Source organism: Shinella sp. GW821-FHT10F02, from assembly GCF_058809275.1.
In genome coordinates, this window is record NZ_JBXASL010000001.1 from 803,913 (window position 1) to 830,887 (window position 26,975).

Annotated in this window: 27 protein-coding genes; 15 read left to right on the forward strand and 12 right to left on the reverse strand. The window is 64.6% G+C overall.

Going from position 1 to position 26,975, the window contains the following annotated elements; all coding sequences use genetic code 11:
* Positions 1-74 precede the first annotated feature (74 nt).
* Positions 75-1,007, reverse strand: a complete 933-nt coding sequence (locus AC1RWL_RS03665; protein WP_493093184.1) for a LysR family transcriptional regulator — start codon at positions 1,005-1,007, stop codon at positions 75-77.
* Between the two features lie 75 nt (positions 1,008-1,082).
* Complete coding sequence (locus tag AC1RWL_RS03670; protein ID WP_493093183.1) at positions 1,083-2,123, reverse strand: fatty acid desaturase; 1,041 nt, start codon at positions 2,121-2,123, stop codon at positions 1,083-1,085.
* Positions 2,124-2,347: 224 nt separating this feature from the next.
* Here AC1RWL_RS03670 and AC1RWL_RS03675 point away from each other — a divergent pair, with 224 nt between their 5' ends.
* Positions 2,348-3,217, forward strand: a complete 870-nt coding sequence (locus tag AC1RWL_RS03675) for a bile acid:sodium symporter family protein (RefSeq protein WP_493093182.1) — start codon at positions 2,348-2,350, stop codon at positions 3,215-3,217.
* A 3-nt stretch (positions 3,218-3,220) separates the two neighbouring features.
* Here AC1RWL_RS03675 and AC1RWL_RS03680 read toward each other — a convergent pair whose 3' ends face one another.
* Positions 3,221-4,465, reverse strand: a complete 1,245-nt coding sequence (locus tag AC1RWL_RS03680) for an MFS transporter (RefSeq protein WP_493158221.1) — start codon at positions 4,463-4,465, stop codon at positions 3,221-3,223.
* A 156-nt stretch (positions 4,466-4,621) separates the two neighbouring features.
* The gene (locus tag AC1RWL_RS03685) at positions 4,622-5,452 is read right to left on the reverse strand and encodes an oxidoreductase (RefSeq protein ID WP_493093180.1); all 831 of its coding nucleotides are present in this window, start codon (positions 5,450-5,452) and stop codon (positions 4,622-4,624) included.
* Between the two features lie 120 nt (positions 5,453-5,572).
* Between AC1RWL_RS03685 and AC1RWL_RS03690 the strand changes: the two genes are divergently transcribed.
* From AC1RWL_RS03690 to AC1RWL_RS03715, 6 genes are all read left to right on the forward strand, one after another.
* On the forward strand, positions 5,573-6,457 hold the full coding sequence (locus AC1RWL_RS03690) for a LysR family transcriptional regulator (protein WP_493093179.1): 885 nt from the start codon (positions 5,573-5,575) through the stop codon (positions 6,455-6,457).
* Positions 6,458-6,640: 183 nt separating this feature from the next.
* Positions 6,641-6,787 carry a hypothetical protein gene (locus AC1RWL_RS03695; protein WP_493158223.1) on the forward strand — a complete coding sequence of 49 codons (147 nt, stop codon included), beginning with the start codon at positions 6,641-6,643 and terminating at the stop codon, positions 6,785-6,787.
* A complete protein-coding gene (locus AC1RWL_RS03700; protein ID WP_493093178.1) occupies positions 6,780-7,205 on the forward strand; it encodes a hypothetical protein in 426 nt (141 codons plus the stop codon). The genes AC1RWL_RS03695 and AC1RWL_RS03700 overlap by 8 nt, the downstream gene beginning before the upstream one ends.
* 14 nt (positions 7,206-7,219) lie before the next feature.
* Entirely contained in the window at positions 7,220-8,140 is a 921-nt protein-coding gene (locus tag AC1RWL_RS03705; protein ID WP_493093177.1) for a dihydrodipicolinate synthase family protein, read from the forward strand.
* A 13-nt stretch (positions 8,141-8,153) separates the two neighbouring features.
* Positions 8,154-8,300 carry a hypothetical protein gene (locus tag AC1RWL_RS03710; protein WP_327509729.1) on the forward strand — a complete coding sequence of 49 codons (147 nt, stop codon included), beginning with the start codon at positions 8,154-8,156 and terminating at the stop codon, positions 8,298-8,300.
* Positions 8,301-8,331: 31 nt separating this feature from the next.
* Complete coding sequence (locus tag AC1RWL_RS03715; protein ID WP_493093176.1) at positions 8,332-8,601, forward strand: hypothetical protein; 270 nt, start codon at positions 8,332-8,334, stop codon at positions 8,599-8,601.
* On the opposite strand, the gene AC1RWL_RS03720 is transcribed toward AC1RWL_RS03715, so the two are convergent.
* The 5 genes from AC1RWL_RS03720 to AC1RWL_RS03740 all read right to left on the reverse strand — a co-directional run bounded on the left by AC1RWL_RS03720 (position 8,602) and on the right by AC1RWL_RS03740 (position 13,729).
* Positions 8,602-9,387 (reverse strand): SDR family oxidoreductase, encoded by a 786-nt coding sequence (locus tag AC1RWL_RS03720; protein WP_493093175.1) that lies wholly within the window; start codon positions 9,385-9,387, stop codon positions 8,602-8,604.
* A 40-nt stretch (positions 9,388-9,427) separates the two neighbouring features.
* Entirely contained in the window at positions 9,428-10,378 is a 951-nt protein-coding gene (locus AC1RWL_RS03725; RefSeq protein ID WP_256114877.1) for a sugar-binding transcriptional regulator, read from the reverse strand.
* Between the two features lie 22 nt (positions 10,379-10,400).
* Complete coding sequence (locus tag AC1RWL_RS03730) at positions 10,401-11,870, reverse strand: FGGY family carbohydrate kinase (protein WP_493093174.1); 1,470 nt, start codon at positions 11,868-11,870, stop codon at positions 10,401-10,403.
* Between the two features lie 81 nt (positions 11,871-11,951).
* A complete protein-coding gene (locus AC1RWL_RS03735) occupies positions 11,952-12,920 on the reverse strand; it encodes a transketolase family protein (RefSeq protein WP_493093173.1) in 969 nt (322 codons plus the stop codon).
* Positions 12,920-13,729 carry a transketolase gene (locus AC1RWL_RS03740; protein WP_064333621.1) on the reverse strand — a complete coding sequence of 270 codons (810 nt, stop codon included), beginning with the start codon at positions 13,727-13,729 and terminating at the stop codon, positions 12,920-12,922. Before AC1RWL_RS03740 ends, AC1RWL_RS03735 begins: the two co-directional genes overlap by 1 nt.
* Positions 13,730-13,939: 210 nt before the next feature.
* Here AC1RWL_RS03740 and AC1RWL_RS03745 point away from each other — a divergent pair, with 210 nt between their 5' ends.
* From AC1RWL_RS03745 to AC1RWL_RS03760, 4 genes are all read left to right on the forward strand, one after another.
* Positions 13,940-14,914 carry an ABC transporter permease gene (locus AC1RWL_RS03745; RefSeq protein WP_435264674.1) on the forward strand — a complete coding sequence of 325 codons (975 nt, stop codon included), beginning with the start codon at positions 13,940-13,942 and terminating at the stop codon, positions 14,912-14,914.
* A 120-nt stretch (positions 14,915-15,034) separates the two neighbouring features.
* The gene (locus AC1RWL_RS03750) at positions 15,035-15,967 is read left to right on the forward strand and encodes a substrate-binding domain-containing protein (protein ID WP_256114872.1); all 933 of its coding nucleotides are present in this window, start codon (positions 15,035-15,037) and stop codon (positions 15,965-15,967) included.
* Positions 15,968-15,992: 25 nt separating this feature from the next.
* The gene (locus tag AC1RWL_RS03755) at positions 15,993-17,480 is read left to right on the forward strand and encodes a sugar ABC transporter ATP-binding protein (protein WP_493093172.1); all 1,488 of its coding nucleotides are present in this window, start codon (positions 15,993-15,995) and stop codon (positions 17,478-17,480) included.
* 14 nt (positions 17,481-17,494) lie between these two features.
* Positions 17,495-18,283, forward strand: a complete 789-nt coding sequence (locus AC1RWL_RS03760; RefSeq protein ID WP_493093171.1) for an SDR family oxidoreductase — start codon at positions 17,495-17,497, stop codon at positions 18,281-18,283.
* Positions 18,284-18,304: 21 nt separating this feature from the next.
* Here AC1RWL_RS03760 and AC1RWL_RS03765 read toward each other — a convergent pair whose 3' ends face one another.
* Entirely contained in the window at positions 18,305-19,789 is a 1,485-nt protein-coding gene (locus AC1RWL_RS03765) for an MDR family MFS transporter (RefSeq protein ID WP_493093170.1), read from the reverse strand.
* A 214-nt stretch (positions 19,790-20,003) separates the two neighbouring features.
* On the opposite strand from AC1RWL_RS03765, the gene AC1RWL_RS03770 reads away from it, so the two are divergent.
* Complete coding sequence (locus AC1RWL_RS03770) at positions 20,004-21,791, forward strand: diguanylate cyclase (RefSeq protein WP_493093169.1); 1,788 nt, start codon at positions 20,004-20,006, stop codon at positions 21,789-21,791.
* A 9-nt stretch (positions 21,792-21,800) separates the two neighbouring features.
* On the opposite strand, the gene betI is transcribed toward AC1RWL_RS03770, so the two are convergent.
* Positions 21,801-22,439: a transcriptional regulator BetI gene (gene betI / locus AC1RWL_RS03775; protein WP_493093168.1), complete on the reverse strand. Its 639-nt coding sequence runs from the start codon at positions 22,437-22,439 to the stop codon at positions 21,801-21,803.
* 102 nt (positions 22,440-22,541) lie between these two features.
* On the opposite strand from betI, the gene choX reads away from it, so the two are divergent.
* Together choX and AC1RWL_RS03785 are read left to right on the forward strand one after the other, a co-directional pair.
* A complete protein-coding gene (gene choX / locus AC1RWL_RS03780; RefSeq protein WP_493093167.1) occupies positions 22,542-23,489 on the forward strand; it encodes a choline ABC transporter substrate-binding protein in 948 nt (315 codons plus the stop codon).
* Positions 23,490-23,494: 5 nt separating this feature from the next.
* Positions 23,495-24,511, forward strand: a complete 1,017-nt coding sequence (locus tag AC1RWL_RS03785) for an alcohol dehydrogenase catalytic domain-containing protein (RefSeq protein ID WP_493093166.1) — start codon at positions 23,495-23,497, stop codon at positions 24,509-24,511.
* Between the two features lie 7 nt (positions 24,512-24,518).
* On the opposite strand, the gene AC1RWL_RS03790 is transcribed toward AC1RWL_RS03785, so the two are convergent.
* On the reverse strand, positions 24,519-25,220 hold the full coding sequence (locus AC1RWL_RS03790) for a GntR family transcriptional regulator (protein WP_256114865.1): 702 nt from the start codon (positions 25,218-25,220) through the stop codon (positions 24,519-24,521).
* Positions 25,221-25,344: 124 nt separating this feature from the next.
* Between AC1RWL_RS03790 and AC1RWL_RS03795 the strand changes: the two genes are divergently transcribed.
* Positions 25,345-26,859 carry an aldehyde dehydrogenase family protein gene (locus AC1RWL_RS03795; RefSeq protein ID WP_493093165.1) on the forward strand — a complete coding sequence of 505 codons (1,515 nt, stop codon included), beginning with the start codon at positions 25,345-25,347 and terminating at the stop codon, positions 26,857-26,859.
* The last annotated feature ends 116 nt before the right edge of the window (positions 26,860-26,975 follow it).

The window sequence follows — 26,975 nt, forward strand, 5'->3', positions numbered from 1 at the left end:
TATCGATTTAGAACGGCCCGTTCTTCGTTAGAATGGTCGATGATTGACGGACACTCGACCGTATTTCGGCATAATCACTGAAGCGTGCTGGCTTCTACCGCCATTCGCGCGAATGCCGATCGCAGACGTGGCGCTGCGAAATCGACGAAGGCGCGGACCTTCGGCATCGAGACCCGGCCCGGCGGGGAGAGCAGGTGCACCGGCAGGGGCGGGTGCTCGGCGTCGGCGAGGACGATCTTGAGGCGCCCGTCGCGCACATGTTCGGCGACATGATAGGAATAGAGCCGCACCAGGCCGCAGCCCGCGATTGCCGATGCGATCGCGGCGCGCACCGTGTTGACGATCAGCCTTGGCGCGAAATGCACCGTGCGGGGAATGGTCGAGCCCGCCGCCGGCGTGAAATTCCAGCTGTCGAGCCCGAAATTCGTGAAGGCCACGATCTGATGCCTCGCAAGATCGGCGGGCTCGACGATGTCGGGATGGTTGGCGAGGTAACGAGGCGAGGCGACCACGACGCGCCGGACATCGCCGCCGAGTCGCGTGGCGATCAGCGAGGAATCAGGGAGGTGGCCGATGCGCAGCGCGATATCGACGCCTTCGTCGACCAGGCTGACCGGGCGGTCCAGCAGGAGAAGCTGGGCGGAGACGGCGGGGTGGAGATCGAGAAAGTCGTCGAGGACCGGCCGCAACACTTCCTCGCCGCTGATCGGCGGCGCCGAAATCGTCAGCATGCCGCGCGGTGCCGAGCGTTCGCCGGCGGCAAGCATGTCCGCTTCCTGGAGATCGACCAGAACCCGCCGGCATGCTGCCGCATACCGTTCGCCCGCTTCGCTCAGCTTGATCGTACGGGTCGTGCGATGCAGCAGCTCGACGCCGACATGGGCCTCCAAAAAGGCCAGCGCGCGGCTGACGGCCGTTGGGGATCGCCGCAGGCGACGGGCCGCGCCCGCGAGGCTGCCTTCGTCCAGCGCGGTGATAAACACCTTCATCGCATCGATGCGGTCCATGATCGTGCCGTCCTTCGGGATAGTGGCTTCCGAACGACGACTATTCACCCGCAGGCTGCGAGAAGTAAATGTTGGTTATGCCGCTGCGTGAAGCCTGGGTTCCACTTCCCGCAGCGTCACCAGTCTCTTGGATGCCTCGTCCCAGAGGATGAGTTTTACGCATCGCAGGCTGTCCCTGAGCGTGATGCGTCCCAGGTCGCCCAGTTCCGGGTGATCGCGCATGACCTCCGGAAGCCGGTAGAACGGGACGCGGCTGGAGAGGTGATGGATGTGGTGCAGGCCGATATTGCCGGTCATCCAGCGCAGGGGGCGCGGCAGGTCATAGTGCGAGGCGCCGTGCAGGGCCGCGTGCTGGAAGGTCCATTCCGGCGGCTTCGACCAGTGCGTATCCTCGAACTGGTGCTGGACATAGAACAGCCACACGCCGGCCGACCCGGCAATCAGCACGATCGGCAGGTGGATCAGCAGGAAAGGCACAATCCCGACGCACCAGATGACGAGGGCTGCGAGCACGAGGATGGCGGCGTTGGTTGCCATCGTCGAAATCCAGGGCAGCGCGCCGGATCGCATCATGCCGAACGGCAATCTCTGCTGGAAGAGGAACAGCCAGGCGGGGCCAATTCCGAACATGACCAGGGGATGCCGGTAGAGGCGGTAGCCGAGCCGGCCTCGGGGCTTCAAGGCCCGGTATTCCGCGACGGTGAGGGTGGTAATGTCACCCACCCCGCGCTCATCGAGGTTGCCCGCCGAGGCGTGGTGCTGCGAATGGGCGCGGCGCCAGTAATCGTAAGGTGTCAGGGTGAGGACGCCGATCGCCCGGCCCGTCCAGTCATCCAGGCCGCGCCGGCCGAAGAGCGAGCCGTGCCCGCAATCATGTTGCAGCATGAACAGGCGCAGCAGAAAGCCGGCGGCCGGGACGATCAGGATCAACCCGAACCAATAGCCAAAATGCATCGAGGCCCAAGCGGCTGCCCAGAGGAGCGTAAACGGGATGAGCGTCACCGCCAGTTCGAACACGCTGCGGCCCGTACTCGGCTTGCGATAGGCGGCGAGGATCTTGAGCCAGGCTTTTCCCGGGTCGCCGCCGTCATGGGCGGTCGTTTTTATGGCAGTCATAGGTGTGGGGTGACTTTCGGTTCTGCAGTGCATGCTGCTCGGCGCCGATGGCGTAGCCTGCCGACGCCTCCTGGGCAAGCGATAGATCCTCTTTTTCGTGTTCCCAACGTGTTTGTGAACGGGCGTGCGCATCTTGGCGGGATCGATTGCATCTGGCGGGACAATGGAACAATGCTACGATCCACACGGGCGCGATCAACGGCCTCTGTGGAAAAGGAAGAAAGATGGAGCAGTCCGCCCTGATCGAGATCGGTTTGCCGATCGCCGTGTTCGTCATCATGACCGGCATCGGCATGACGCTGGTGCCCACCGATTTCCAACGGGTGGTGGCGCGGCCGAAAGCGCTGATCTGGGGCATCGTGGCCGCACTCTTCCTTGTCCCGATGGCGGGCATGCTGATTGCCGTACTTCTGGGCCTGCCGCCCAAGATCGCCGTCGGCCTCGTGATCGTTGCGGCCTGCCCGATCGGCACCACGTCCAGCCTGTTTTCCTATTTTGCGCGCGGAAACGTCGCGCTGTCGATCGCATTGAGCGCGGTCGGCAGCCTCGTGGCGATTGCAACGCTGCCGCTCTTTGCCAACTTCGCCATAGAGCGCTTCAGCGATGGCGATGCGCGCGTCTATCTGCCCGTGATGCGCACGATCGGCATCATGGTCGGGCTCATCCTGCTGCCCGTCATCGTCGGCATGGGCATCCGGCACAGGATCCCGACATTCGCAGCGCGCGCCGAACGGATGGTGGGCGCATTCGGCGCGGTCGTGCTGGTGGTGCTGATCGTCGGCATCGGTGTTTCGGTCTATGGCCGCTGGGCGGAAATCCTTGCCAGCGCCGGGCCTGCCGTCATCGCCCTGGTCTTCAGCGGGATCGCCATCGGTTTCCTCGGCTCCCGCATTCTCGGCCTATCCGGCCCCGAGACGGTGACCGTCGCCCTGTCGATCAGCATCCGAAACGCCGCGATCGGCATGTTGCTCGCGATCACCATGATGAATTCGCCCGAGATCGCCGTCCCGCCCGCGCTCTTCGGCCTGCTCATGTACGCCGTCGGATTCAGCCTCGTCGCCTATGGCCGCATGACCATAAAACCATCGCCCTGAGGCTCAGTCGACGAGGCGATCGCGCTTTCGCAATTGCGGGAACATGATCGCCCAGGAGAGCGAGACGAGAAGCGTGCCGGCGCCGCCGATGACGATGGCCGGGACAAGGCCGAAGAGTGCGGCGGTAACGCCGGATTCGAACTCCCCGAGCTCGTTCGAGGCGCCGATAAAAAGCGAGTTGACCGCCGCCACCCGGCCGCGCATCGCATCCGGCGTATCGCTCTGCACCAATGTCTGGCGGATCACCACGCTGAAGACGTCGGATGCGCCGAGCAGCCAGAGCATTGCGAGCGACAGGTAGACGTCGGTCGACAGGCCGAGCACGATCGTTGCCAGCCCGAAAATCGTGGTGACAACGAAGAGTTTCGGGCCGGCGCGCCGCTCGATCGGTCGGTAGGCGATGAAAAGTCCCAGCATCATCGCGCCGAGGGCCGGCGCGGAGCGCAGGATGCCGAGGCCGAGCGGACCGATATGCAGGATCTCGCTGGCGATGATCGGCAGCAGCGCCGTCGCGCCGCCCAGCAGCACGGTGAAAAGGTCGAGCGAGATGGCGCCGAGGATGACGGGCTTTCGCCAGATGAATGTCAGGCCGGCAAAGGCGTCGCTGAAGGTGAAGGGCGTTTTGACTGCATGCTGCGGCCTTGCTTCGATGCAGAGCATCAGGATCGCGGCGAGAAGGAAGGCGGCGCAGGCAAAGGCGAAGGGCGCCCAGCCGCCGGCAATGTAGAGCACGCCGCCGAGCGCCGGGCCGATGATCGTCGCCATCTGGCTCGTCGAGGAGGAGATGCCGACGACCTGGCTCAGCGATGCCCGCGGCACGAGATTGGCGATCATCGCCTGGGCGGCGGGATTTCCAAAACCCCTTGCGCAGCCATAGAGGATGAACAGAGCGTAGATCGCGCTGATATCGACCGGGCTGCTGGTTGCCGCAAGCAGCAGGCCGACGGAGACGAGGGCCATGGTAACGAAGCTGCCGGCGCAGACCAGCCGGCGTTCGAACCGGTCCGCCACGACGCCGGAGACCAGCGACAACAGCAATTTCGGCGTGAAGGCCGCGAGCCCCACGAGGCCGAGTGCCATGGCGCTGCGGGTGACGTCATAGACGAGCCAGCCCACCGCCACATTGGTCACCTGGCTTGCACAAATCAGGAGGAAGCGGCTGATGAGATAGAGCAGCACGTTTCGCTGGAAGAGGACCGAAAAACGACCGGATTGTTTCGGCTGGAGCTCCTCGTTCGCAGCATCCATGTCCATCCGGTTCTTCCCTCTTCCACCGACGGCGCCCGTTTCCAGAACGCCTGCAGCTCCTTACTCCAGAATGCCTGTTCCACAACCCCGCCGACCGCAGAAAGTGTATCGGCGGGATGGTTTTTTGCAGTTCTGTGACGGTCAGCGCCGCCGGCGTTATCGTGCGAAGTCGGTGGAAACGGAGATGTTCCGCCAAGCTGCCAGGATTTCAGCATCGGAGGCATGTTTCTTCTCGATCTCCGCGACGGTGTCGCTGCCAAGGGGCAGGCGGACCGGCGGATTGGGGGCGTCGACGAAATCGATCAGCACGTCCGCCAGTTTCGCTGGATCGCCCGGCTGGTTGTGGCTCACTTCGGCGGCCAGCCGCCGGACAGCGCCCGCGGTGCCGTCATAGTCGTCTATGATCGGCGAGCTGACGGAGAGCGAGGAGGCATCCAGGAAGTCCGTGCGGAAATATCCGGGCTCCACGGCGGTGACGTGGATGCCGAGCGGAGTGAGCTCCGCATGCAGCGATTCGCTGAGGCCCTCGACCGCGAATTTCGCCGACGAATAGACGCCGAAGCCGGCGCCCGCCCGATACCCGCCGATCGACGAGATGTTGAGGATGCGGCCCGAACGGGCCTTCCGCATGTGAGGCAGGACAGCGCGCGTGACATTGAGGAGGCCGAACACGTTGGTGCGGTAGATCGCTTCCACTTCGGCCGCGGTTGCCTCCTCGATGGCGCCCAGCAGGCCGAAGCCGGCATTGTTGAGCAGGACGTCGATGCGCCCGAAGCGCTGGATGGCCGAATGGGCGGCGGCGATCGCCTGGTCCTCGTTGGTGACATCGAGCGCCACCGCGAGCAGGTTGGCATGGTTGCCGAAGCGGTCGAGAATGGCTTTGGGGTTGCGGGCCGTGGCGACCACGTTGTCGCCCTTGGCAAGCGCGCGTTCCGTGATGAGGGCGCCGAAGCCACGCGAGGCGCCAGTGATGAACCAGGTTTTCATAGGAATTCCCTCAGGTTTGAATTTGAGCGGCCATCGTTGGCCGGCAAGATGAATTTAGCCCTTTGCCATTCCGCCGATTAGCGAGATAATATTGTCGATCATCATGAATATGGCTCAGCAATGCGCGCGACCGACCTTTCCGAACTCGCAGCCTTCGAAGCTGTCGCTCGCCATCGCAGTTTTCGAAAGGCGAGCGAGGAGCGCGGCGTGACCGCCTCGGCGATCAGCCATGCGGTGAGCAATCTGGAGGCCCGCGTCGGCATCCGCCTGCTGAACCGCACCACACGAAATGTCTCCGCCACCGATGCAGGCGCGATGCTTCTTGCGCAGCTTTCTCCGGCCCTGCGCGATATCGGCTCGGCGCTCGATGCGCTCAACCAGTTCCGCGAGACGCCCTTCGGCAAGGTCCGCATCAACGCTCCCAATTCGATCGCGCCCTTTGTGCTGGGGCCGGTCATGGGTGAGTTGATCCGGAACAATCCCAAGCTTGAACTGGAAATCGTCGCGACCGACCGGCTTGTCGATATTGTCGAAGACGGGTTCGATGCGGGCATTCGGCTGGGCGAAAGCCTTCGGGAAGGCATGGTGGCCGTCAAGATCAGGCCGCGGCTGCGCTTTGCCGTGGTGGGATCTCCCGCCTATTTTGAAACGAAGCCCATCCCCCGGTCGCCGGCCGACCTGACGGCCCATGTCTGCATCCGCAACATGTATCCGAGCGGCGCCTTTTATCCGTGGTCTTTCGCGCGTGATGGCGAGGCGATCGATGTCGAACCGCGCGGGCCGCTGGCCTTGCATGACCACGAATTGATGGTGGAGGCAGCCCTTGCCGGCATCGGGCTTGCCTATATCTGGGAGGCGCGCGCCAAGCCCTATGTGGAGAGCGGCCGGCTGGTTAAATGCCTCCAGGCGTGGTGCCCGCCGGAGGATTGGCTCTATCTGTATTACCCGACGCGCCGGCACATGTCCGCGGGCCTGAGAGCCGTCATCGACGCCATGCGGGTGTGACGCGCAGAGGCGTATCCGTCTTTATGAAATCCATATTCGTTCCGCCGTGTTTCCCAATCGAGAAGTTATGCCGGCGCGCCTAACTTGAGATCGCAGTCAGCAAGGGATGGCTGCGATCTCTTGTGAGGTGCCGCCATGCGGAACGATTTTCCGAAACACCCGCTTCCACCGCTATCGACGCGGATGATCTTTCTTCATCACCGCGTGCGGATGCACCATCGTTTTCACCACGGCAGCGCGGGAACGCAAAGCCCGTCGCTCGCTGTGCGTCTTTCACTTCTGGCACTTGCCGCCGCCATCGTGGTTTTGATCGGTGCCTTCCATGCCTAGGGCCTCCTCGTCCGAAACGCATCGTCCCCAGGGCGGCGAGGGGCCATCGACGGCCGCGGATGAACTGGCGGAACGCATCGGCGCCGCCCGGCGCCTGCGTGAACATCACCTGTGGGAAATCCTGCGTTCCTTGCCCTCGCTTGCCGAAGCACGCGACGATGCCGTCTTCCGGCAGCAGTTCCGGGCGCTGATGGAGCGCGATGACCTGGAGGGTGCGAGCCGCGCGCTGGTCGATGCAGCCCGCCCGAGGCGCCATCTGGACCGCCTGCAATCCGTCGACGGCAACTGGATTGCCCGCATTCTCTCCCGCGAGGCCTCGCCGTCCCGCTCCGTCGCCGTCCATGTCGATCGTGTCGCCGCCATCATGGCGGCCCTGGTTGCGGCGGACCGGCGCGCTGCTGGCCCCGCAAAACACTGAAAAGGATTTGCATCATGCAGGATTATCGGCGTCGTCTCCCCGTGCAGGGACTGGTCTGCGACCTCGTCACACCCTTCCGCGGAGACACCGTGGACCATGACGGCCTAGCCGCGCTCGTGCACTGGCAGATCGCCAGCGGCGTCTCGGGGCTCTCGGTCTGCGGCAGGGTCGGCGAGGGCGGCGCGCTCAGCCGCGCGGAGCGCCGTGCCGTGCTTGCCACGGTGGTCCGGGCGACAGGCCTCGCCGTTCCGGTTCTGGCCGCCGTCGGCACCTATGCGACGGAGACCACCATCGGCCTCGCGCTGGATGCGGAAGCGGAAGGCGCGGACGGCCTGGTCGTCACGACGCCCTATTACAGCAAGCCGACGCAGAAAGGCATCATCGCCCACCTGCGCGCCGTTGCGGAGGCCACGACGCTTCCGGTCCTGGTTCTTGCGGATCCTGTCGCAACCCGGTCGGATGTCACGGCCGACACGCTGCGCGAACTCGGCGCGGTCCCCGGCATCCATGGCTTCATCGACGCCTCCGGCGACATCGCGCGGCTCGCCGTGATCGACCGGCCGTTGCGCGAGCGGCTGGCGCTCTATTCCGCCCACGACGCGACCGCCTTCGCCTTCAACGTGCTCGGCGGGTGCGGAACCCTGTCGCCAGCGGCAAACCTCGCCCCGCGCATGACAAGCGCGCTCCATCAGGCACTGCGTACCCGCAATGTCGATCTTGCACTCGATCTGAAGGACCGGCTCGCCCCACTCTTCGCCGCCCTTGGCGACATGCCCGATCCCGCCATGCTCAAGCACGGTCTCGCGCCCTTGCTGGGCATCGACGAAGCGGTGCGGCTGCCGCTGGTATCCGCCTCAGTGCCGGCCGGTGTGGCTATTAGCCATGCGCTGGCTGGCCTTCCGGAATGCGCGGATCAGCTCGCCAAGGCAAGCTGATCCGGAGGCGTCGATGAAACGCAAAAGGAAGAACCCCAAGGCCGTCGCGACCACCATGCCGTCGCCACGGCCTGAACTCCCGATGCCGGCGCTGGTGTTACGCGTGGTCCTGATCCTCGCGGCTGCCGCGCTCGCCCAGCATTTCCTGCCGCATCCCTGAGCCACCTCTCCCATTGAAGAAAGGAAGAACCATGCATCCGCATGCCAGACAGCCGCGTCCTCCTCGCGAAACGAGCCGGACAGAACCACCCCGCTTCACCGTCGGCCGCGATTGCCACGGCTGGTGGGTCGTCGATGACCGCCTCGGCCGCGTCGGCGGCATTTTCGCCAGTGAGGACGCCGCGATGCATTATGCGCTGGAAGAGAGCAACAGGGATCGCAACGCGGTGCGCTGCCAACGCCGCGGCAAACCCGTCGAGTTCCGGCTTCCTGCTATTCCACCGTCGCGTGTCGGGAACTGATCAAGACATGATCAGGCCGCCATCCACATTGATCGTCTGCCCGGTGATGTAGGCGGCATCCGGCGATGCAAGGAAGGCGACGAGGGCAGCGACTTCGGCGGGCGTGCCGGCGCGGCCCATGGGGATGCCTTCGACCCATTCTGCCATCAACTCGCCCGGGCCGTATTCGCCGAGCATCTGGCCCCAGACGCGGTCGTTATAGTCCCACATCTCGGTGTGGATGATGCCAGGGCAGATGGCGTTGGCGGTGATGCCTTCGCGGGCGAGTTCTTTCGCGAGGCTCTGCGTCAAGCCGACGACGCCGAATTTCGAGGCGGCATAATGCGGGGTGTAGATAAAGCCCTGGCGGGCCTGGCCGGAGGCGGTGTTGACGAGGCGTCCCTTGGTGCCGCTCGCGCGGAAGCGACGGATCGCCTCCTGGCAGCACAGGAAGACGCCCTTGGTGTTGACGTCGAGGTTGAGGTCCCATTCGTGCTCGGTGAGGTTCTCGACCTTGGCGATGGTGATGACGCCGGCATTCTGCACGGAGACGGACAGGGCGCCGAGCTTCGCCTCGGCCTCGCCATAGGCTTCCTGCACGGCCTTGGCGTCGGTCACGTCCAGCGCGAGGCCCAGCACCTCGGCGCCGGTTTCCTCCGCCAGCGTCGCAGCGGCCGCGACCGTATCCTTCTCGATTGCGGCGATCGCGACCTTTGCGCCTTCTTCCGCAAAGCGCTTGGCGATGCCGCGCCCGATGCCCTTGTTGCCCCCGGTGACAAAAACCGTCTGGCCTGCAAAACGTCTCATGGTCTCTTCTCCATAATGCGCAGCAGGCCGGCGGCTGAAATCAGGCCGTCAGCCGCGCTGCTGTGAACTTGTCGGTGACAAGCACATCGATGACGCCCAGTTTCAGGGCGCCGGCGATGGCCTGCGTCTTCGATTCTCCGCCCGCGAGCGCCATGACGCGGTTGGTCCGGCGCAGGTCTTCCAGCGAAATGCCGATGACGCGCTCGTTGAGCGGCGTTTCCACCGGCTTGCCCTGGCTGTCGTAGAACCTGTAGGAAATTTCGCCAACCGCGCCGGCCTCGTGCAGCATCGCCATTTCCTGGCGGGAAAAGGTGTTGCCGGAACGGGCGAGCAGTTCGGACGGCTCGACGGCGCCGATGCCGATGATGGCGAGGCTGAGGCGGCCAAAGAGGTCCATCGTCTCGCGCACGACCGGGTCGGCCAGCATGACGAGTTTTGCCTCGCGCGACGAGGTGATGCCCTGCACGAGAAGCAGCCGCGGCTCGCCGCCGGTGAGCCTTGCGAGGCGCGCCGTGAGCTGCGTGGCGTGGGTCTGCACCGAGGCGTCGCCCATGCCGCCGAGGATCTGGGCGATGTATTTGGCCTTGGCGTTCTTCAGCGGATGGATGTTGTCCACCATGCGCAGGATCGTCTGGCTCCAGCTGGAGACGCCGATAATCTCGTCCTGCTGCAAGGTGACTTCGAGGAAATGGGCGGCGGCCTCGCCGATACGGGCCATGATGGCGCCGTCGCGGTCTTCCGAACAGTCTATGACGATGGCTTCGGTGAGACCGTAGCGTTCGCGCAGTGCGTTTTCGAGGTCCGCGAAGGTGCCGGCGGGGGGGATGACCGTGGTGCGCACGATGTCTTCCTGCTCGGCCCGCTTCAGCATGCGCGAAACGGTGGCCTGCGACATGTGCATGGTCTCGGCGATCTCCGCCTGCCGCTTGCCCTCGATATGGTACATCTGGGCGATGCGGGCGATCAGTCGCAGCTCGTTCAATCGTCCCATGCAGTCCTCCATTGGTGAATTTTTATTCACTCATAGTTGAAGGACCCGGAACGGTCGAGCGGTAGATTGCGTCCTGCCAGACCGCAAGGCGATCCACGGTATCGGCATTGCGCGGCACGATGGGATTGCCGGCGCGCGGCAGGGCGGCGATGGCGGCAAGATCGGGCCAGATGCCAAGAGAAAGGCCAGCGAGATAGGCGGCGCCAAGGGCCGAAGCCTCCGGCGCATCGCATTGCGTGATGACGTGGTTCAGCGTGTCGGCGACACATTGCATCAGGAACCTGTTCCGGCTCGGCCCGCCATCGGCATAGAGGCGGCCAAGCGGCGTCGGCGATTGCGCGGACATAGCCTTGAAGACGTCATGGACCTGGAACGCCATCGAATCCGTCACCGCGCGGGCCATCTGGGCGCGCGTGGTGGTGAAGGTGATGCCGGAGAAAAGCGCCCGCGCATCGGCCTGCCAATAGGGCGCGCCGAGGCCGACGAAGGCCGGCACGAAGCCGGGACCGCCGGGCTGGGCTGTGGCGGCGAGATCGGTGAGGGCCTGCACGTCCGGCAGGCCGAGCATCTCGGCCATCCAGGGCAGGGCGGCGGCCGAGACGAGGATGTTGCCCTCGAAGGCATAGGTCGGCGTGCCGCCGATCGACCAGGCGATGGTGGTGGTGATGCCCTGTTCGGGCGCGATGAACCGCGGCAGCGTCGTCATGATCGACGAGCCGGTGCCGAAGGTCACCTTGCCGTCGCCGGGGTTGAAAGCACCGTGGCCGAAGAGCGCAGCATGGCTGTCGCCGATGGCGGAGGCGATCGGGATGCCGTCCCCGAGACCGGACACGTTCTTAGTGACGCCAAAATGAGACGCGCTGTCGCACACCTCTGGCAGGGCGGATTTCGGAACGCCGAAGAGGGTGCAGAGTTCGTCGCTCCAGGCCTGCCGGTTGAGGTCGTAAAGCTGGCTGCGCGCGGCATTGGCGGCATCGCAGGCATGCACCGCACCATCCGTGAAGCGATGGATCAGCCAGGCGTCGATCGTGCCGAGCCGGACCGTTTTTCCCGCGGGCACGCGGTCGAGCAGCCACTTCATCTTGGGGCCGGGGAACATCGGATCGATGGGAAGGCCGGTGAGCGCCTGCACGCGCGGCGCATGGCCGGCCGCGATCAGCTCGGCGCAGGCCGGCGCGCTGCGGCGGCACTGCCAGCTCACCACCGGGCCAAGCGGTTCGCCGGTCGCGGCATCCCAGACCGTGACGGATTCGCGCTGGTTGGAGATCGCGATGCCGAGGATATCGACTTCAGGGCCGGCTTGCAGGCAGGCGGCGATCGCTTCCTGAACCGATTGCCAGATGCGCAGTGGGCTCTGCTCGACCCAGCCGGGCTGCGGATGCTCGATGCCGACCGGAGAAGCGCCGCGCGACAGAATTTCGCCGGCCGTGGAGACAAGCACGGCCTTGGAATTCGTGGTGCCCTGGTCGATGGCGAGGATGGCGGTCGTCATGGCGGCTCCGGCAGGCAGAAATTGGGGGCGCGGCGAAAGGGAGGCCTTGCCGCGCCCGGCACGTCATCTAATCCAGCGCGATCACGCGCGGGAAGACTTCCGTGCAATCAAAGCGACGGCCGCCTCGGCGATTGAGGCAGGCGACATGCCGAATTCGTCGAGCAGGAACTCGGCCGAACCGGTGGGGGCGAAGATGCCGGGCACGCCGAGGATCTTCATCGGCACGGGCGCTTCCGCCACGACATATTCGGCGATCGCCGAGCCGAGGCCGCCGATGGTGGAATGTTCTTCCGCCGTCAGGATGGCGCCGGTTTCGCGCGCGGCAGCCACCACGGCCTCGACATCGATCGGCCGGACCGTCGCCATGTTCAACACGCGGGCCTCGATGCCCTGTTCGGCGAGAATTTCGGCCGCCTTCAGGATGCGGTGAGTCAGTGTCCCGTTGGCGATTAGGGTGATGGCGTCACCATCGCGCAGCAGGTTCGCCTTGCCCAACTCGAACTTATGGCCCGCCGGCAGCAGGTCCGGCACGCCGACGCGCGAGAGGCGCAGGAAGACCGGCCCGTCATAATGCGCGGCCCATTCCACGGCGGCGGCCGTCTCGATCGAATCGCAGGGCGCCACGACCGGCAGGTTCGGCAGCACGCGGGTCCAGGCGAAATCCTCGATGGAATGATGCGTCGGGCCGAGTTCGCCGTAGGCCATGCCGGAGGAAATGCCGATCAGCTTCACATTGGCGTTGGAATAGGCGATGTCGGCCTTGATCTGCTCCAGCGAGCGGCCGGTCAGGAAGCACGCCGCGCCGCAGACGAAGGGCAGCAGCCCACCATTGGCAAGGCCGGCGCCGACGCCCACCATGTTCTGCTCGGCGATGCCGACATTGACCAGCCGTTCCGGCCAGCGGGACTTGAAGCCACCGAGCTTAGAGGAACCGACGGAATCGTTGCAGACGGCCACGATCTTCGGATTGTCCGCCCCGAGGCGTTCCAGCGTGGCGACGAAGGCGTCGCGGCAATCGTGCAGCTTGGGAGAGGTCATCACGTCTTTCATCACAGCGTCTCCGAAAGCTCAGCCACGGCAATCTTGTATTGTTCGGCATTCGGCACCTTGTGGTGCCAGTCGACCGTGTCCTGCATGAAGGAGATGCCGTGGCCCTTGTTGGTATGGGCGACGATGCAGTGCGGGCGGCTGCCGCGCTTTTCCAGCGCCGGCACGATCTCGTCCATCACATTGCCGTTGATCTCCGTGACATCCCAGCCGAAGGCCTCCAGCTTGGCCGGGAAGGGAGCGAGGTTGTTGGTGTCCTTCAGCGACGCGCCCTGCTGGAAGCGGTTGTGGTCGATGATCAGCGTCAGGTTGTCGAGGCCGAACTGTGCGGCGGCCGCAATCGCCTCCCAGTTCGAGCCTTCCTGCATTTCGCCGTCGCCGGTCATGACATAGGTGCGGTAGGCGGCCCCCGTCAGCTTGGCGGCCTTCGCCATGCCGACCGCGACCGGCAAGCCATGGCCGAGCGGCCCCGTATTGGTCTCGACGCCCGGCACCTTGTTGCAGTTCGGATGGCCGTTGAGGCGCGAATGCGGCTTCAGGAACGTCGCGACCTCTTCTTCCGGAATGAAGCCGCGTTTGGCGAGCGTCACGTAGAGCGCCAGCGCCACATGGCCCTTCGACAGCACGAAACGGTCGCGGTCCGGGTTTTTCGGCTGGTCGGGCCAGATGCGCAGCACGCGGAAATAGAGCGCGGTCAGGATGTCGATGGCCGACATCTCCCCGCCAATGTGTCCGGCGCCGGCTTCGAAAACCGCTTGCAGATCGCGAAGGCGGATCTGGCGAGCGATGCGGTCGAGATCGTTCGGCTGCATGAAACCCTCATAGTGAATAAATATACAGTTGCCTATATACTTGCACGGAGATCAGGCAAGTCAAGCGGAAATCGCGGATGGTGGCGCAAAAATTAGCTGGCCGGATCGTATTGACAGGACCCGGATCGATCATATACGAATTTACACACGGTAATGAATATTTATGCGTGCCGCCAATCTAGGGTGGCTGGCTGACCGGGAGGAGCGTTCATGCTGGTTGCAGCGAAGGAAAAACAGGGCATCGTGGGCGGGCTGCTGCCATCCCTGCGCGGGGCCACCGGGCCGCTGATCGGCCTGATCGTTCTGTGCCTCTTCCTCACGTTTGCGACGGACAAGTTCCTGTCGATCCGCAACTTCCTCAACGTGCTCGACCAGATCACGGTGCTGGGCGTGATGGCCGTGGGCATGACGCTGGTCATCCTGATCGGCGGCATCGATCTTGCAGTGGGCTCCGTCATGGCGCTGGCGATGATGGTGCTCGGCTATCTCCACGTCGTTGCCGGCGTGCCGATGGGGCTTGCCATTCCGCTCGCTTTGCTCGTCGCCTCGCTCAACGGTCTCGTCGCAGGCCTGTTGATCACGCGTTTCAACGTGCCGGCCTTCATCGCGACGCTCGCCATGATGTCGATTGCGCGCGGCCTTGCGAACATGATCACCGACGGCCAGCAGATCATCGGTTTTCCGGCCTGGTTCAACATGATGGCGATCGTGCGTTTCGGCGGCTTCCTGACGCTGACCGTCGCCGTGATGGTCGTGGTCTTCATCGTCGGCTTGCTCTACCAGCGCTACCGTCACGGCGGACGCGTGCTCTACGCGATCGGCGGCAATGCGGAAGTGGCGCGGCTTGCCGGCATTAACGTCCAGCGCGCGACCGTGCTCGTCTATGTCGTGTGCAGCTTCCTCGCGGGCCTTGCCGGCATGGTGCTCGCCGCGCGCCTCGACTCGGTCCAGCCGTCGTCGGGCGTTTCCTACGAACTCGACGCCATCGCGGCGGTCGTCATCGGCGGCACGTCGTTGTCGGGCGGCACCGGCGGCATCGGTGGCACCATCATCGGCGTTCTCATCATCGGCGTGCTGCGCAACGGCCTCAACCTGCTCAGCGTCTCGCCCTTCATGCAGCAGGTCATCATCGGCGCCGTCATCGTGCTCGCCGTCACGGCCGAGACCTATCGCAAGCGGAAATAACGGTTTTCACCCCGCAGCCACGCGGCGGGGTGCGGAAAACGGTCGGCAATGGTGCGGACCGGCAAAAGGGAAGGTGGTCTCCGGCAAACGGAAACCACCGGGAAACTCGGAGGAGAAACCATGAAACTGTCCAAACTGCTGATGGCGGCAACCGCGGCTGCGGTCCTTGCCTCTCCCGCGGCCGCCGCGGAGGTCAAGACGATCGGCCTTGCCGTGCCGAACCTCCAGGCCGACTTCTTCAACCAGATCAAGCTCGGCGTCGAAAAATACGCCAAGGAAAAGGGCCTCACGGTCATCGTCGTCGATGCGAAGAACGACACGGCCACGCAGGTCAGCCAGGTGCAGGACCTGATGACCCAGGGCATCGACGCCTTCATCTACATTCCCGCCGGTGCTGCCGCTGCCGCCGTGCCGACCCGCCTTGCCCGCGAAGCCGGCATTCCGGTGATCAACGTCGACCGTGTTCCCGATGGCGCACCGGGCGATACCTTCATTGCCGGCGAGAGCGTCGAATCCGCCTATGCCGTCTGCAAGCACATCATCGAGAAGGCCGGCGGCTCGGGCAAGATGGCGATCATCCACGGCCAGAAGGGCACGACGCCGGAAGTCGACCGCTTCACCGGCTGCAAGCGCGCCATCGACGAGAACAAGGGCATCGAGCTGGTCGACCAGCAGTGGAGCAACATGTGGTCGGCCGACGAGGGCTTCACGATCGCGCAGAACATGCTGCAGGCAAACCCGGACATCACGATCATCTTCGGCCAGGCTGACGGTCTCGCCATGGGTGCTGCCAAGGCGGTCGATGTTGCCAATCTCTCGGACAAGGTAATCATCGGCGGTTATGACGGCGACGTCTCGGCGCTCGAATACCTCGCCAAGTGCAACGGTCCGTTCATCGCCACCGCAACGCAGAGCACGCAGAAGATGGGCGTCCTCGCCGTCGAATCCGCGCTGGCCGTTGCAGCCGGCCAGAAGGTGGAAGAGCGCCAGACGCCGAATGCCGTCCTGACGACCTGCGAGAACGCGCCGGAATTCGTCAAGAGCCATCCGTAATCCGGACACGAAAGGCAGCAGCGCCATGACGACACGCTCTCCCATCCTGTCGCTCCGTGGGATCCAGAAATCCTATGGTCCGGTCAAGGTTCTCCATGGTGTCGATCTCGACATCCATCCGGGAGAGGTCGTGGCGCTGCTCGGTGAAAACGGTGCCGGAAAGTCGACCCTGTCGAACATTATTTCCGGCACCGTGCAGCCCTCCGCGGGCGAGATGACATGGCTGGACAGGCCCTATGCCCCCGCCAATCCGCGCGCCGCGATGGACGAGGGCGTGGGCATGATCCACCAGGAACTGAAGTTGCTGCCGAAGCTTTCCATCGCCGAAAACGTCTTCGTCGGCCGCTATCCCATGAAGGCCGGCCGCATCGACCGCAAGGCGATGGAAGAGCGGGCGAGGAGCGGCCTCAAGCGGCTCGGCCTCGATATCTCGCCCGATCGCCTCGTCGAGGGGCTTTCGACGGGAAAACAGCAGCTCATCGAGATCGCCAAGGCACTGACGCTCAACGCGCGCCTGCTCATCCTCGACGAGCCGACCGCGGCACTTGGCGGCGAGGAGACCCAGCTTCTTTTCCAGCAGATCGAACGGCTGAAAGCGGACGGCGTCGGCATCGTCTACATTTCGCATCGCCTCGAAGAAATCCGCCAGATCGCCGACCGCATCGTCGTCATGCGCGATGGCGCCAAGGTGCAGGAATTTGACAGCGGCGACGTGCCGGTCCGCACCATTGTCGAGGCGATGGTCGGGCGCTCGCTGGAGCGCATGTTCCCGACGCTTCCCGCGCCGACGGAGGAGGTGACGCTGGAGGTGCGCAATCTCTCGTCGCCATCCAATACGTTTCGCAACATCAGTTTCTCGGTACGCAAGGGCGAGGTCTTCGGCATTGCCGGCCTCATGGGCGCGGGCCGCACCGAGCTCGTGCGCGCCATCACGGGTGCCGATCCGATTTCCGGCGGCGAGGTGCTGCTGCGCGGCAAGGCCGTCACGCCGCGCTCGCCGATCGATGCGATCCGCAACGGCATCGTGCTTGTACCGGAGGACCGCAAGCTCCAGGGCGTGGTGCTCGAACATTCGATCGCGGAGAATATCGGCTATGCCAATCTCGGCGAGATTTCCCGCAATGGCTGGCTTTCCTCGCGCCGCATCCGTGAATTCGCCGAGGACTATATCAAGCGCTTCGGCGTGAAGGGTCGCGGCGGGCAGAATGCGGGTGAACTCTCCGGCGGCAACCAGCAGAAGGTGGTGCTCGCCAAGTGGCTGGCGCGCAAGCCGCAGGTGGTGGTGCTCGACGAACCGACGCGCGGCATCGATGTCGGCGCCCGCTCCTCGATCTACGATCTCATCATGGACCTCGCCCGTGCGGGCGTCGCGGTCATCGTGGTTAGTTCCGACCTTGAAGAAGTGCTCGGCGTCTCCAGCCGCATCATGGTCATGGCACAGGGCAAGCAGGCCGGCATTTTGGACCGCGAGGACGCCAACGACGTCTCGGTCATGGAACTGGCGACGATCTGAACAGGAAAAGCATTATGTCTGAAATCGCCCTCAACGCACCGAAATTGTTTGATCTTTCCGGAAACGTCGCCTTCGTGACCGGCGCCGGCAGCGGCATCGGCCAGCGCATCGCCATGGGCCTTGCCCAGTGCGGCGCGGATGTCGCGCTGCTCGATCGCCGCACCGATGACGGCCTCGCGACCACCGCCGACTTCATCGCCAAGGCAGGCCGCCGCAGCATCCAGATCGCGGCCGATGTTACCAGTGGTGCAGCGCTGAACGATGCGGTCGCGCGTACCGAAGCAGAGCTCGGTCCGCTCACGCTCGCCGTCAACGCGGCCGGCATCGCCAATGCCAATCCGGCGGAGGAGATGGAGGAAAGTCAGTTCCAGACGATGATGGACATCAACCTGAAGGGCGTTTTCCTCTCCTGCCAGGCGGAAGCGCGCGCCATGCTGAAGACCGGCCGCGGCTCGATCGTCAACATCGCCTCCATGTCCGGCGTCATCGTCAACCGCGGCCTCAGCCAGTGCCACTACAACGCCTCCAAGGCCGGCGTCATCCACATGACGAAATCGATGGCGATGGAATGGGTCGGCCGCGGCATCCGCGTCAACACGATCAGCCCCGGCTATACGGCAACACCGATGAACACGCGGCCGGAAATGGTGCACCAGACCAAGCTCTTCGAGGAGCAGACGCCGATGCAGCGCATGGCCAGTGTCGACGAGATGGTCGGCCCCGCCGTCTTCCTGCTGTCCGGCGCCGCAAGCTACGTGACCGGTGTCGATCTTCTCGTCGATGGCGGTTTCTGCTGCTGGTGAACGCCGGCTTCCCCGGGCGCCTTACTCGATGGCAGGCGGCATCTCGCCGTCTTCGCGGCCACGTAGCGGCTTTTCCGGCATGAGGTGGAAGATGACGAGCGACAGCGCCATGGTGACCGCGCAGGCGAGGAAAATATAGGTGAAGGGCAGTGCGGAGGTGACGCCGGCGCTCACCGTTTGGATGGCTTCGCCGCCGAGCGGCAGGCCGTTGCCGAGAGCGATGGCGCCGAGGATCGCGACGCCGAGCGCGCTGCCGAGGGAGCGCAGGAATGTCAGGACGCCCGTCGCGACGCCGAGATGCGCTTGATCGACCGCGTTCTGCACCGAAACGGTTGCGACCGGGAAGGTCATTCCGGTGCCGAAGCCCACGCCCGCCGTCAGAGCTTCCAGCACGAGCAGCGACGTGCGCCCGGCGAGAAATGCCAGCGCGATCAGGCAGAGGAAGCTGATCACGCCGCCGACAAGTGCGATCCTCTTGTAATGGGTGAAACGCGGGATCGTGCGCCCGCTGGTCGTCGCGCCGAGCACGGTGCCCAGCAACAGGCCCAGCAGGGCGATGCCCGATCCGCTGGCGGACAGCCCGTGGAACGACTGCACATAGACCGGAATATAGACCGAAAGGCCGACATTGGCGGCCTGCACCAGGAACATCGCCAGGGTTCCGTAGCGCACGATCGGATTGCCGAGGACTTCGAGCGAGATCAGCGGCTCGGCCGTGTGCCGCAGCCGCAGGGCAAAAATCGCCCAGACGACGGCCGAAGCCCCCAGCAATCCGACGATCACAGGCGAGATCCAGGAATAGCGGCTGCCGCCCCAGTTGAGGGCGAGCAGCAGGAGCGTCGTCGCGACGATGAGCAGCACTGCACCAGCGCCATCGATACGGTGCTTGCGCGTTATGGCGGGCAGCTTCTTCAGCGGGTTGTTGATGATCATCATCGCCGCCAGCCCGAGCGGAATGTTGATCCAGAAGATCAGGGACCAGTGGAGGTGCTCGGCGAAGGTGCCGCCGAGCAGCGGCCCGGCGATGCAGGCCACCGCCCAGGTTCCGGATATCCAGGCGGCGTAACGCGCGCGTTCGCGGGGCGGTACGAGGTCGCCGATCACCGTTTGCGACAGCGCGAACAGACCGCCGCCGCCGAGCCCCTGCACGGCGCGACCGATGATCAGGGTCAGCATGTTGGGCGCCAGCGCGCTGATCAGCGATCCTACGAGGAAGATGATAATGGCGGCGAAGATCGTCGGACGTCGCCCGTGCACATCAGCGATCTTGCCGTACAGCGGCGCCATCGCGGTGGCGGTCAAGAGGTAGCCCGTGACGATCCAGGGCAGGTAGTCGCTGTGCCCGAGTGCCCTGCCGATCGTCGGCATGGCGGGCGCCACGATCGTCTGGTCGAGCGCGGCGAGCAGCATGGAGAGGAGAACACCGGCGATGATGACGTTCTTTTCCGGCTCGGACAAAGCGGGTATCGCCGTTACCGTTCCGCTCGGGTGACGTGCTTCATTCATTCCTGCAATTCCGATATCGACAGCTGGATTTTGGCCCGTCGGCTCTGGCGAGTCGGCCGCCTGTTCGTGCGTGGACACCGGTAAAGCACCTTCCTTGCCGCAAAGTCCATCGAATAGAGTATATTAGCGGTACGATGCGGGCGGGTTTTAGCCCCAGCACAATCAGCAATATTTCCTTAATCCTCCCGCAAGCAGAGGCTGGCACTGTGCGGGGATGCGAATCACTACCATCACCAACTGGGCCTACGGCATCACCGTCGTTCTGACGGCGCTTTCCGGCGCGTCCTTCATCATGTCGTCCCGCAGCGCCCTTCATGAACGGGTCGCGGTCGAGGAGCACCTGACGCTCGACACGCTTGCCGAGGAACTGGCACTCGGCGCCGAGGTGCGGAGCGACGAGGCTCGGCTTTACGTGATGCGCGGCGAGGAGCGCCACCTGCAGGCGTTTCACGCGGAAGAGCAGACGGAGCGGCGCCGCGAGGCCGCCGCGCAGAAACTCGGCGCGCAGAAACTGACGCCGGCCGAAGTGGCAGCCTTGGCGGATGTCGCCAGGGACGCGGAGGAACTGGACAAGATCGAAGTGGCCGCGGTCGAGGCGTTTCAGCGTGGAGACAAGGTCGCGGCGCAGGACGTTCTCTTCGGCGCGGAGCATGAACGGGTCCAGAAAGCCCTTCTCCAGACGGTGGCCCATTTCCGCGACCTGACGGCGACGCGTGCGACATCGGAACTTGAAGCCGCCCGCGCGCGCAGTGACTGGTGGAGCCTCGCCGCCGAGATCATGCTTGCGGTGACAGGCGCGCTGTTCGTCGCCGTGCTTTATTTCGTTCTGAGGCGGCGGGTGGCGATGCCGCTGATGCGCATGACGGGGATCGTCAGCCGGCTCGCCAAGCAGGATTATACCGTCGAGCTTCCTATCGACCGGCGGGGCGACGAGATCGGCGAGATGAACGAGGCCATCGACGTCTTCCGGACAAACCTGATCGAACGCGAGCGGCTCGATTCCGAGCGACGGGCCGACCAACGCACCAAGGACCTCATTCTCCAGATGATGCACCGCGTGCAGGCGTGCCAGAACCAGGCGGAACTGACCGACGTCGTCGTCCGGTTCGCGCCGCAGATCTTTCCGGGCCTTGCCGGCGGCCTCTATATTCTGAACGAAGGCAATACGTCGCTCGTGCGCACGGGGGCATGGCTCGATCCGCAACATTCGGCGGCGGTCTTTCCCGCCACCGCTTGCTGGAGCCTGCGGCGCGGCCGCTCGCACCAGAGCAGCGCCAACGGCTCCGATGTGCCCTGCCAGCACCTCGATCCGCCCGGCGTGACGGCGCTCTGCGTTCCCCTGACGGCCCAGGGCGACATGATCGGGCTTCTCTCCCTCGAAGAGCGGGACGACGATGCGCTGGGACCCTTGGGCGCGCGGCTCTATCTCGAACTGATCGCCGAGAATGTCGGCCTGGCGATCGCGAACCTGCAACTGCGGGAGAAGCTGACGACGCTTGCCGTGCGCGATCCGCTGACCGGCCTCTTCAACCGCCGCTTCCTGGAAGAAACCCTGCAGCGGCACACCAGGGACCATGCGGGCGAGCCGCTCGTCTGCCTGATGATCGACATCGACCACTTCAAGCGCTTCAACGACCAGTTCGGGCACGATGCGGGCGATCTCGTCATGCAGTTCGTGGGGCAGACGCTGCGCGAAACCTGCGCGCCGGCCGGCAATGCCTTCCGGTTCGGCGGGGAGGAATTCACCGCTCTCCTGCCGTTCCTCGGCGAACAGGAGGGGATCGAGCTTGCAGACACGCTGCGCGACAAGATCAGCAGCGTCGCGCTCTCCCATGCCGGCCAGATTCTGGGCACGGTGTCCATCTCTGTCGGGGTGGCGGCGTCGCCGGGGGAGGGCTCGGTGGAAACCCTTGTCACGCGCGCGGATGCGGCGTTGCTGCAAGCCAAGGCGGAAGGCCGCGACAGGGCGATTGCCGCAAGCACAATCCATAGGAAGAGCTGATCCGTGTGGTCAGATCTCGGCCGCACCAACGCTGTTCAACCGGCGGACCAATTCCGGGCCGAGCGTGTTTCGCGCATAATCGATCAGGATGGATTTCGCCTCGTTTAGCGGAAGGTCGATATCCGCATGGCCGCGGCGCAGCCAGAGGCCGTCGATGAGAGCCGCAAAACCGCGCACGAAGTGGTCGATCTCGGTCGGGCCGAGATGGGGCTTCAGGATATCCGACACATTGGATTTCAGGCGGCGGTAATAGGGGCGCAGCAGGCGCGCGTAGCGTTCGTTGTGCGAGGCTTCCGAATAAAGCGATATCCAGGCGCTCGCCGTGGGCTGGTCGAAACGCTGTGCGGGAAAATTCCCGTCGATGAGGGCGATGAGGCGCTCCCAGCCGCAGCGCGAGCGGCGCAGGTTGCCGACGATCTCATTGGCAAGGATGCGGTTGTTCATCCGCACCATCTCGAAGAGAACCTCCTCCTTGTCCTTGAAGTAATAGGTGAGGATGCCCTGCGAGAGGCCGGCCTCGGCGCAGATTTTTGCGCTCGTCAGGCCGCGCAAACCCTCCTTCAGGAAGATGCGATGGGCGGCGTCGATCAGTTCGACGCGCCGGACGTCCTCGATGCGGGTGCGCTGCTTCTTTGGCTTCTGCTGCATGGTTTTCCCTAGCAGATCAAATTTTTGTACGCTTTAACAATTTTTTGCTTGTCTTAAAAATTACCGTCCGTATCCTTTGTGAAAACCACAAGGGGAACGCCAATGAACAGGACAGTTTTTGCGATGATCGTCGCGGCCGGTGCCGCATGTCTGCCGGCCCATGCTGCAATTGCGGCCGATGCGCCGGAATGCAAGGCGGTGCGGCTTTCCGATCTCGGCTGGACGGATATCGCGCTGACCAACACGACGGCGGAGATCATTCTGGGCGCACTCGGCTACGAGCCCAGCCAGACGCTGCTTGCCCTCAACATCACCTTCGATTCGCTGCGCAATGGCGATATCGACGTGTTCCTCGGCAATTGGCGTCCCGTGCAGGATCTCGATTACAAGCCCTATTTCGACGACGGCTCCGTCATTCCCGTCGCCACCAACCTGACGGGCGCGAAATACACGCTGGCCGTTCCGAAATACGTCTTCGACGGCGGCCTGAAATCCTTCGACGACCTCCAGAAATTCGCCGACAAGCTCGATCGCAAGATCTACGGCATCGAGCCCGGCACCAACAAACCGCTGCTCGACATGGTCGAAGCCAAGGCGCATGGGCTGGAGGGCGACTGGGAAGTGGTGGAATCGAGCGAAGCTGCGATGCTGACGCAGGTGCAGCGGGCGGCCGAGGCCAAGGAATGGATCGTCTTCCTCGGCTGGCAGCCGCACCCCATGAACGTCAACATGGAGATCGCCTATCTCGCCGACGGCGATGCCGAATTCGGCCCCGATTTCGGGGGCGCGACCGTGCGCACGCTGGTGCGCAAGGGGTATCCGGAGCTGTGCCCGAACGTCACGGCCTTCTTCAGCAACCTCGTCTTCGACATCGACTACGAAAACACCGGCATGAACATAATCATGACCGACGGGCTGGAAGCGAAGGACGCGGCCATAAAGATGATGCAGGCGCATCCGGAAAAGCTCGATGCCTGGCTAAAGGACGTCGTGACGCTTGACGGCAAGCCGGGACTGGCTGCCGTCAAGGCGGAGCTCGGCATCCAGTGACATCCATGCCCATGATGCGAGCCGCCGTGCTGGCGGGCTACGGGGAACCCTTGCAGATCCGGCAGGTGCCTCGGCCCGTTGCAGGGCGCGGCCAGCTGCTCGTCCGCCTCAAGGCCTGCGGCATCTGTCATTCCGACGTCCACATCTGGAAGGGCGACGTGATGCCGCCGCAGGCGCCGGAACCCTTCATTCTCGGCCATGAGGGTGTGGGGGTGGTCGAGGCGGTCGGCGAGGGTGTCGAGGGCTGGGCGGCCGGTGATACGGTGGGCGTGCCCTGGCTGCACGACACCTGCCTTCGCTGCGATGAATGTTCGGATGGCCATGAGGCCTTCTGCCAGCACCAGCGGGCGCATGGCCTCAACGTGCCTGGCGGCTTTGCGGATTATGTCGCAGTCGACGCCGCCTTCGCCGTCGCGCTGCCGGCCGACGTTGACCCCTTGGCGACCGCGCCGGTGATGTGCGCGGGTGTCACCGCCTATGGCGCGATCCGTCGGGCAGGGGTGGTGACCGGCGAGCACCTTGCGGTGTTCGGCTGCGGCGGCCTCGGCCTTTATGCGGTGCAGATCGCCGCGCGCATGGGTGTTCATGTGCTGGCCGTGGACCGCGACCCCGCCAAGCTGGAGCATGCACGGTCCTATGGCGCGGCCGAGGTGATGACGGCGGGTCCGGATTTCGACCGCCATCTTGCCGGCGGCGCGCGCTATCATGCGGCGATCAACTTTGCGCCGACGCCCGCCACCTGGACGGCGATCGTTGCGTCGATCCGGCCGCGTGGCCGCATCGTTGCGGCGGCGCTGGTCTCCGAACCCGTTCCATTGGTTCAGGAATGGCTGACGGCGACGGGCGTCACGATCACCGGCACCAGCGTCGGCACGCGGCAGGAGATGCGCGAGGTCGTCGCGATGCATGCGCGGCAGCCGCTCCTCAACCCCATCGAGGAGATCGACCTCACCCGCGCCACCGAGGCGCTGGAGGCGCTCGCAAGCGGCCAGGCCAAGGGCCGTTACGTCATACGCTATTGACGATCCGTCATTCGAACAGGCCGGGGTGATCGGCCTCGATCTGGGGCAGGTCGGCGAGGATGCCGTTGAGGTGACGCCGCATGGCGGCCGCAGCGGCATCGGCATCGCGTGTGTCGATGGCGGCGATGATCGCCTCATGTTCGGAAATCAGCCGCGTCATGGAATCGGGATGGCGGAGCTGCAGGTTGCAGACCCGGTCCATATGGGCCTTGATGTCCGAGATGGCGTTCCAGGCGAGGCCGCAGCCGGCACCTTCCGCAATCGCGATGTGGAACTGCTCGTCTTCCCGGCGGAAGGCGTTGTGGTCGTGCGCCTCCATCGCCGCCGTCTGGCGGGCAAGGATCGTATCGATCTTGCGCCGCGTCCACGCGTCGAAGGTTTCGCTGGCGCGCCGCGCGACGGCGGTCTCAATCGCCTCGCGCACGAAGCGCGCTTCCATCATCTGCCGCGCTGAAATCCTGACGACGACCGTGCCCCGGTTGGGGCGGATGTCGACCAGCTTGGACTTGCCGAGCGCGATCAGCGCCTCGCGCACCGGCTGGCGTGATACGCCCATGCGGGTCGCGATTTCCTGTTCGGAAAGCCGAACTCCGGGGGCGAGTTCGAGGCGGATGATCGACTCCCGCAGGTCGCGCTCGACCTGCGCCGCCGCCGTTTCGCCGGTGTCGATCTTCAGGGATTCAAGGTTCATCTCTTTCGCCGCCGTCATGCGTTGACATCCAATTTAAACCACCATACAGTACCATACAGATCAAACGCAACAGAAATCCGGTGGCCTGAAAACCGGATGAACAGGGAGGGGCCGGCGCCATGTGTCCGGCCTTGGAGAGATATTGCTGTCCAATTTTATTGCACCCGATTCCAGTGATCCCCGCCTCGGCATTAAATCCCGCTACCGGATGCTTGTCGATGGCAAGTCTGTGGATGCGGCTTCGGGCAAGACGATCGATCGGGTGAGCCCCGGCCATGCCGGCGCCGTGGTCGGCACCTGGCCGGAGGCTTCGGCGGATGACGTGCGGCTCGCTATCGCCGCCGCGCGCCGGGCCTTCGATACCGGCCCGTGGCCGCGCATGTCGGGCGCCGAGCGCTCGCGCCTGATGTTCAAGGTGGCGGACCTTATCCTTGTGCATCAGGAAGACCTGGCGCTTGCCGAGAGCCTGGAGGTCGGCAAGCCGATCAACCAGGCCCGCGGCGAGATCGGCTTCTGCGCCGATCTCTGGTCCTATGCGGCCGGGCAGGCCCGGGCGCTGGAAGGGCAGAGCCACAACAATATCGGCGACGACCGCCTCGGCCTCGTGCTGCGCGAAGCGGTCGGTGTCGTCGGCATCATCACGCCCTGGAACTTCCCCTTCATCATCGCCTCCGAGCGCGTGCCGTGGGCCATCGGCGCCGGCTGCACGGTGGTGCTGAAGCCCTCCGAATTCACCTCCGGCACCTCGATCCGCATGGCGGAACTGGCGCGCGAGGCCGGCATTCCGGACGGCGTGCTCAATGTTGTCACCGGCTATGGCGATCCGGCCGGGCAGGTGCTGGCCGAAGACCCAGGCGTCGACATGGTCGCCTTCACCGGCTCCGTCCGCGTCGGCACCAAGCTCGGCGAGATCGCGGCCCGCAGCGTCAAACGCGTCGGGCTGGAGCTTGGCGGCAAGGGCCCGCAGATCGTCTTCGCCGATGCGGATCTCGATGCCGCGGCCGATGGCATTGCCTATGGCGTCTACCACAATGCCGGCCAGTGCTGCATTTCCGGCAGCCGGCTGCTGGTGCAGGAAGGCATCCGCGATGCGCTGATGGAACGCCTGCTCGACATCTCGCGCAAGGTCACTTTCGGCGATCCGCTGAACGAGCGCACCAAGATCGGCGCGATGATTTCCGAAGCCCATGCGGACAAGGTGCATTCCTATGTGGAGGCCGGCATCGCCTCCGGCGCGGAACTGCTGCTCGGCGGCGAAAGGGTCGGCAGGGAGGCCGGTCTCTATTACGCACCGACGGTCTTCGGCGGCGTGACGCCGGACATGTCGATCGCCCGGGAGGAGATCTTCGGGCCGGTGCTCTCGACGCTGACCTTCAAGACGGCGGACGAGGCCGTGGCGATGGCCAATGCCAGCGAATTCGGCCTGTCGGCTTCCGTCTGGTCCACCAATCTCGAAAATGCACTCCAGAGCATCCGCCGCATCCGTGCCGGCCGCTGCTGGATCAACAGCGTCATCGACGGCACGCCGGAGCTGCCGATCGGCGGCTACAAGAAGAGCGGTCTTGGTCGCGAACTCGGCCGCTACGGCTTCGATGAATATTCCCAGTTCAAGGGCGTGCACGTCACGCTCGGGCGCCCGGCGCCCTGGTTCGGATAATCCGCTGCAATCTGTAGCGAGAGGAGGAAAATCTCGGCTGGCGTGATCTTTGGTCGGAGCCCGCCAGCCGAGACTTGGGTCTTTTGGACCCGCATTGCACATCCAAAGGGAGGATA

Excerpts from the sequence above, each read along its gene's own strand:
- AC1RWL_RS03665 (WP_493093184.1), bottom strand. The coding sequence starts at position 1,007 with ATGGACCGCATCGATGCGATGAAGGTGTTTATCACCGCGCTGGACGAA.
- AC1RWL_RS03670 (WP_493093183.1), bottom strand. The coding sequence starts at position 2,123 with ATGACTGCCATAAAAACGACCGCCCATGACGGCGGCGACCCGGGAAAA.
- AC1RWL_RS03675 (WP_493093182.1), top strand. The coding sequence starts at position 2,348 with ATGGAGCAGTCCGCCCTGATCGAGATCGGTTTGCCGATCGCCGTGTTC.
- AC1RWL_RS03680 (WP_493158221.1), bottom strand. The coding sequence starts at position 4,465 with ATGGATGCTGCGAACGAGGAGCTCCAGCCGAAACAATCCGGTCGTTTT.
- AC1RWL_RS03685 (WP_493093180.1), bottom strand. The coding sequence starts at position 5,452 with ATGAAAACCTGGTTCATCACTGGCGCCTCGCGTGGCTTCGGCGCCCTC.
- AC1RWL_RS03690 (WP_493093179.1), top strand. The coding sequence starts at position 5,573 with ATGCGCGCGACCGACCTTTCCGAACTCGCAGCCTTCGAAGCTGTCGCT.
- AC1RWL_RS03695 (WP_493158223.1), top strand. The coding sequence starts at position 6,641 with ATGATCTTTCTTCATCACCGCGTGCGGATGCACCATCGTTTTCACCAC.
- AC1RWL_RS03700 (WP_493093178.1), top strand. The coding sequence starts at position 6,780 with ATGCCTAGGGCCTCCTCGTCCGAAACGCATCGTCCCCAGGGCGGCGAG.
- AC1RWL_RS03705 (WP_493093177.1), top strand. The coding sequence starts at position 7,220 with ATGCAGGATTATCGGCGTCGTCTCCCCGTGCAGGGACTGGTCTGCGAC.
- AC1RWL_RS03710 (WP_327509729.1), top strand. The coding sequence starts at position 8,154 with ATGAAACGCAAAAGGAAGAACCCCAAGGCCGTCGCGACCACCATGCCG.
- AC1RWL_RS03715 (WP_493093176.1), top strand. The coding sequence starts at position 8,332 with ATGCATCCGCATGCCAGACAGCCGCGTCCTCCTCGCGAAACGAGCCGG.
- AC1RWL_RS03720 (WP_493093175.1), bottom strand. The coding sequence starts at position 9,387 with ATGAGACGTTTTGCAGGCCAGACGGTTTTTGTCACCGGGGGCAACAAG.
- AC1RWL_RS03725 (WP_256114877.1), bottom strand. The coding sequence starts at position 10,378 with ATGGGACGATTGAACGAGCTGCGACTGATCGCCCGCATCGCCCAGATG.
- AC1RWL_RS03730 (WP_493093174.1), bottom strand. The coding sequence starts at position 11,870 with ATGACGACCGCCATCCTCGCCATCGACCAGGGCACCACGAATTCCAAG.
- AC1RWL_RS03735 (WP_493093173.1), bottom strand. The coding sequence starts at position 12,920 with ATGAAAGACGTGATGACCTCTCCCAAGCTGCACGATTGCCGCGACGCC.
- AC1RWL_RS03740 (WP_064333621.1), bottom strand. The coding sequence starts at position 13,729 with ATGCAGCCGAACGATCTCGACCGCATCGCTCGCCAGATCCGCCTTCGC.
- AC1RWL_RS03745 (WP_435264674.1), top strand. The coding sequence starts at position 13,940 with ATGCTGGTTGCAGCGAAGGAAAAACAGGGCATCGTGGGCGGGCTGCTG.
- AC1RWL_RS03750 (WP_256114872.1), top strand. The coding sequence starts at position 15,035 with ATGAAACTGTCCAAACTGCTGATGGCGGCAACCGCGGCTGCGGTCCTT.
- AC1RWL_RS03755 (WP_493093172.1), top strand. The coding sequence starts at position 15,993 with ATGACGACACGCTCTCCCATCCTGTCGCTCCGTGGGATCCAGAAATCC.
- AC1RWL_RS03760 (WP_493093171.1), top strand. The coding sequence starts at position 17,495 with ATGTCTGAAATCGCCCTCAACGCACCGAAATTGTTTGATCTTTCCGGA.
- AC1RWL_RS03765 (WP_493093170.1), bottom strand. The coding sequence starts at position 19,789 with ATGAATGAAGCACGTCACCCGAGCGGAACGGTAACGGCGATACCCGCT.
- AC1RWL_RS03770 (WP_493093169.1), top strand. The coding sequence starts at position 20,004 with ATGCGAATCACTACCATCACCAACTGGGCCTACGGCATCACCGTCGTT.
- betI (WP_493093168.1), bottom strand. The coding sequence starts at position 22,439 with ATGCAGCAGAAGCCAAAGAAGCAGCGCACCCGCATCGAGGACGTCCGG.
- choX (WP_493093167.1), top strand. The coding sequence starts at position 22,542 with ATGAACAGGACAGTTTTTGCGATGATCGTCGCGGCCGGTGCCGCATGT.
- AC1RWL_RS03785 (WP_493093166.1), top strand. The coding sequence starts at position 23,495 with ATGCCCATGATGCGAGCCGCCGTGCTGGCGGGCTACGGGGAACCCTTG.
- AC1RWL_RS03790 (WP_256114865.1), bottom strand. The coding sequence starts at position 25,220 with ATGACGGCGGCGAAAGAGATGAACCTTGAATCCCTGAAGATCGACACC.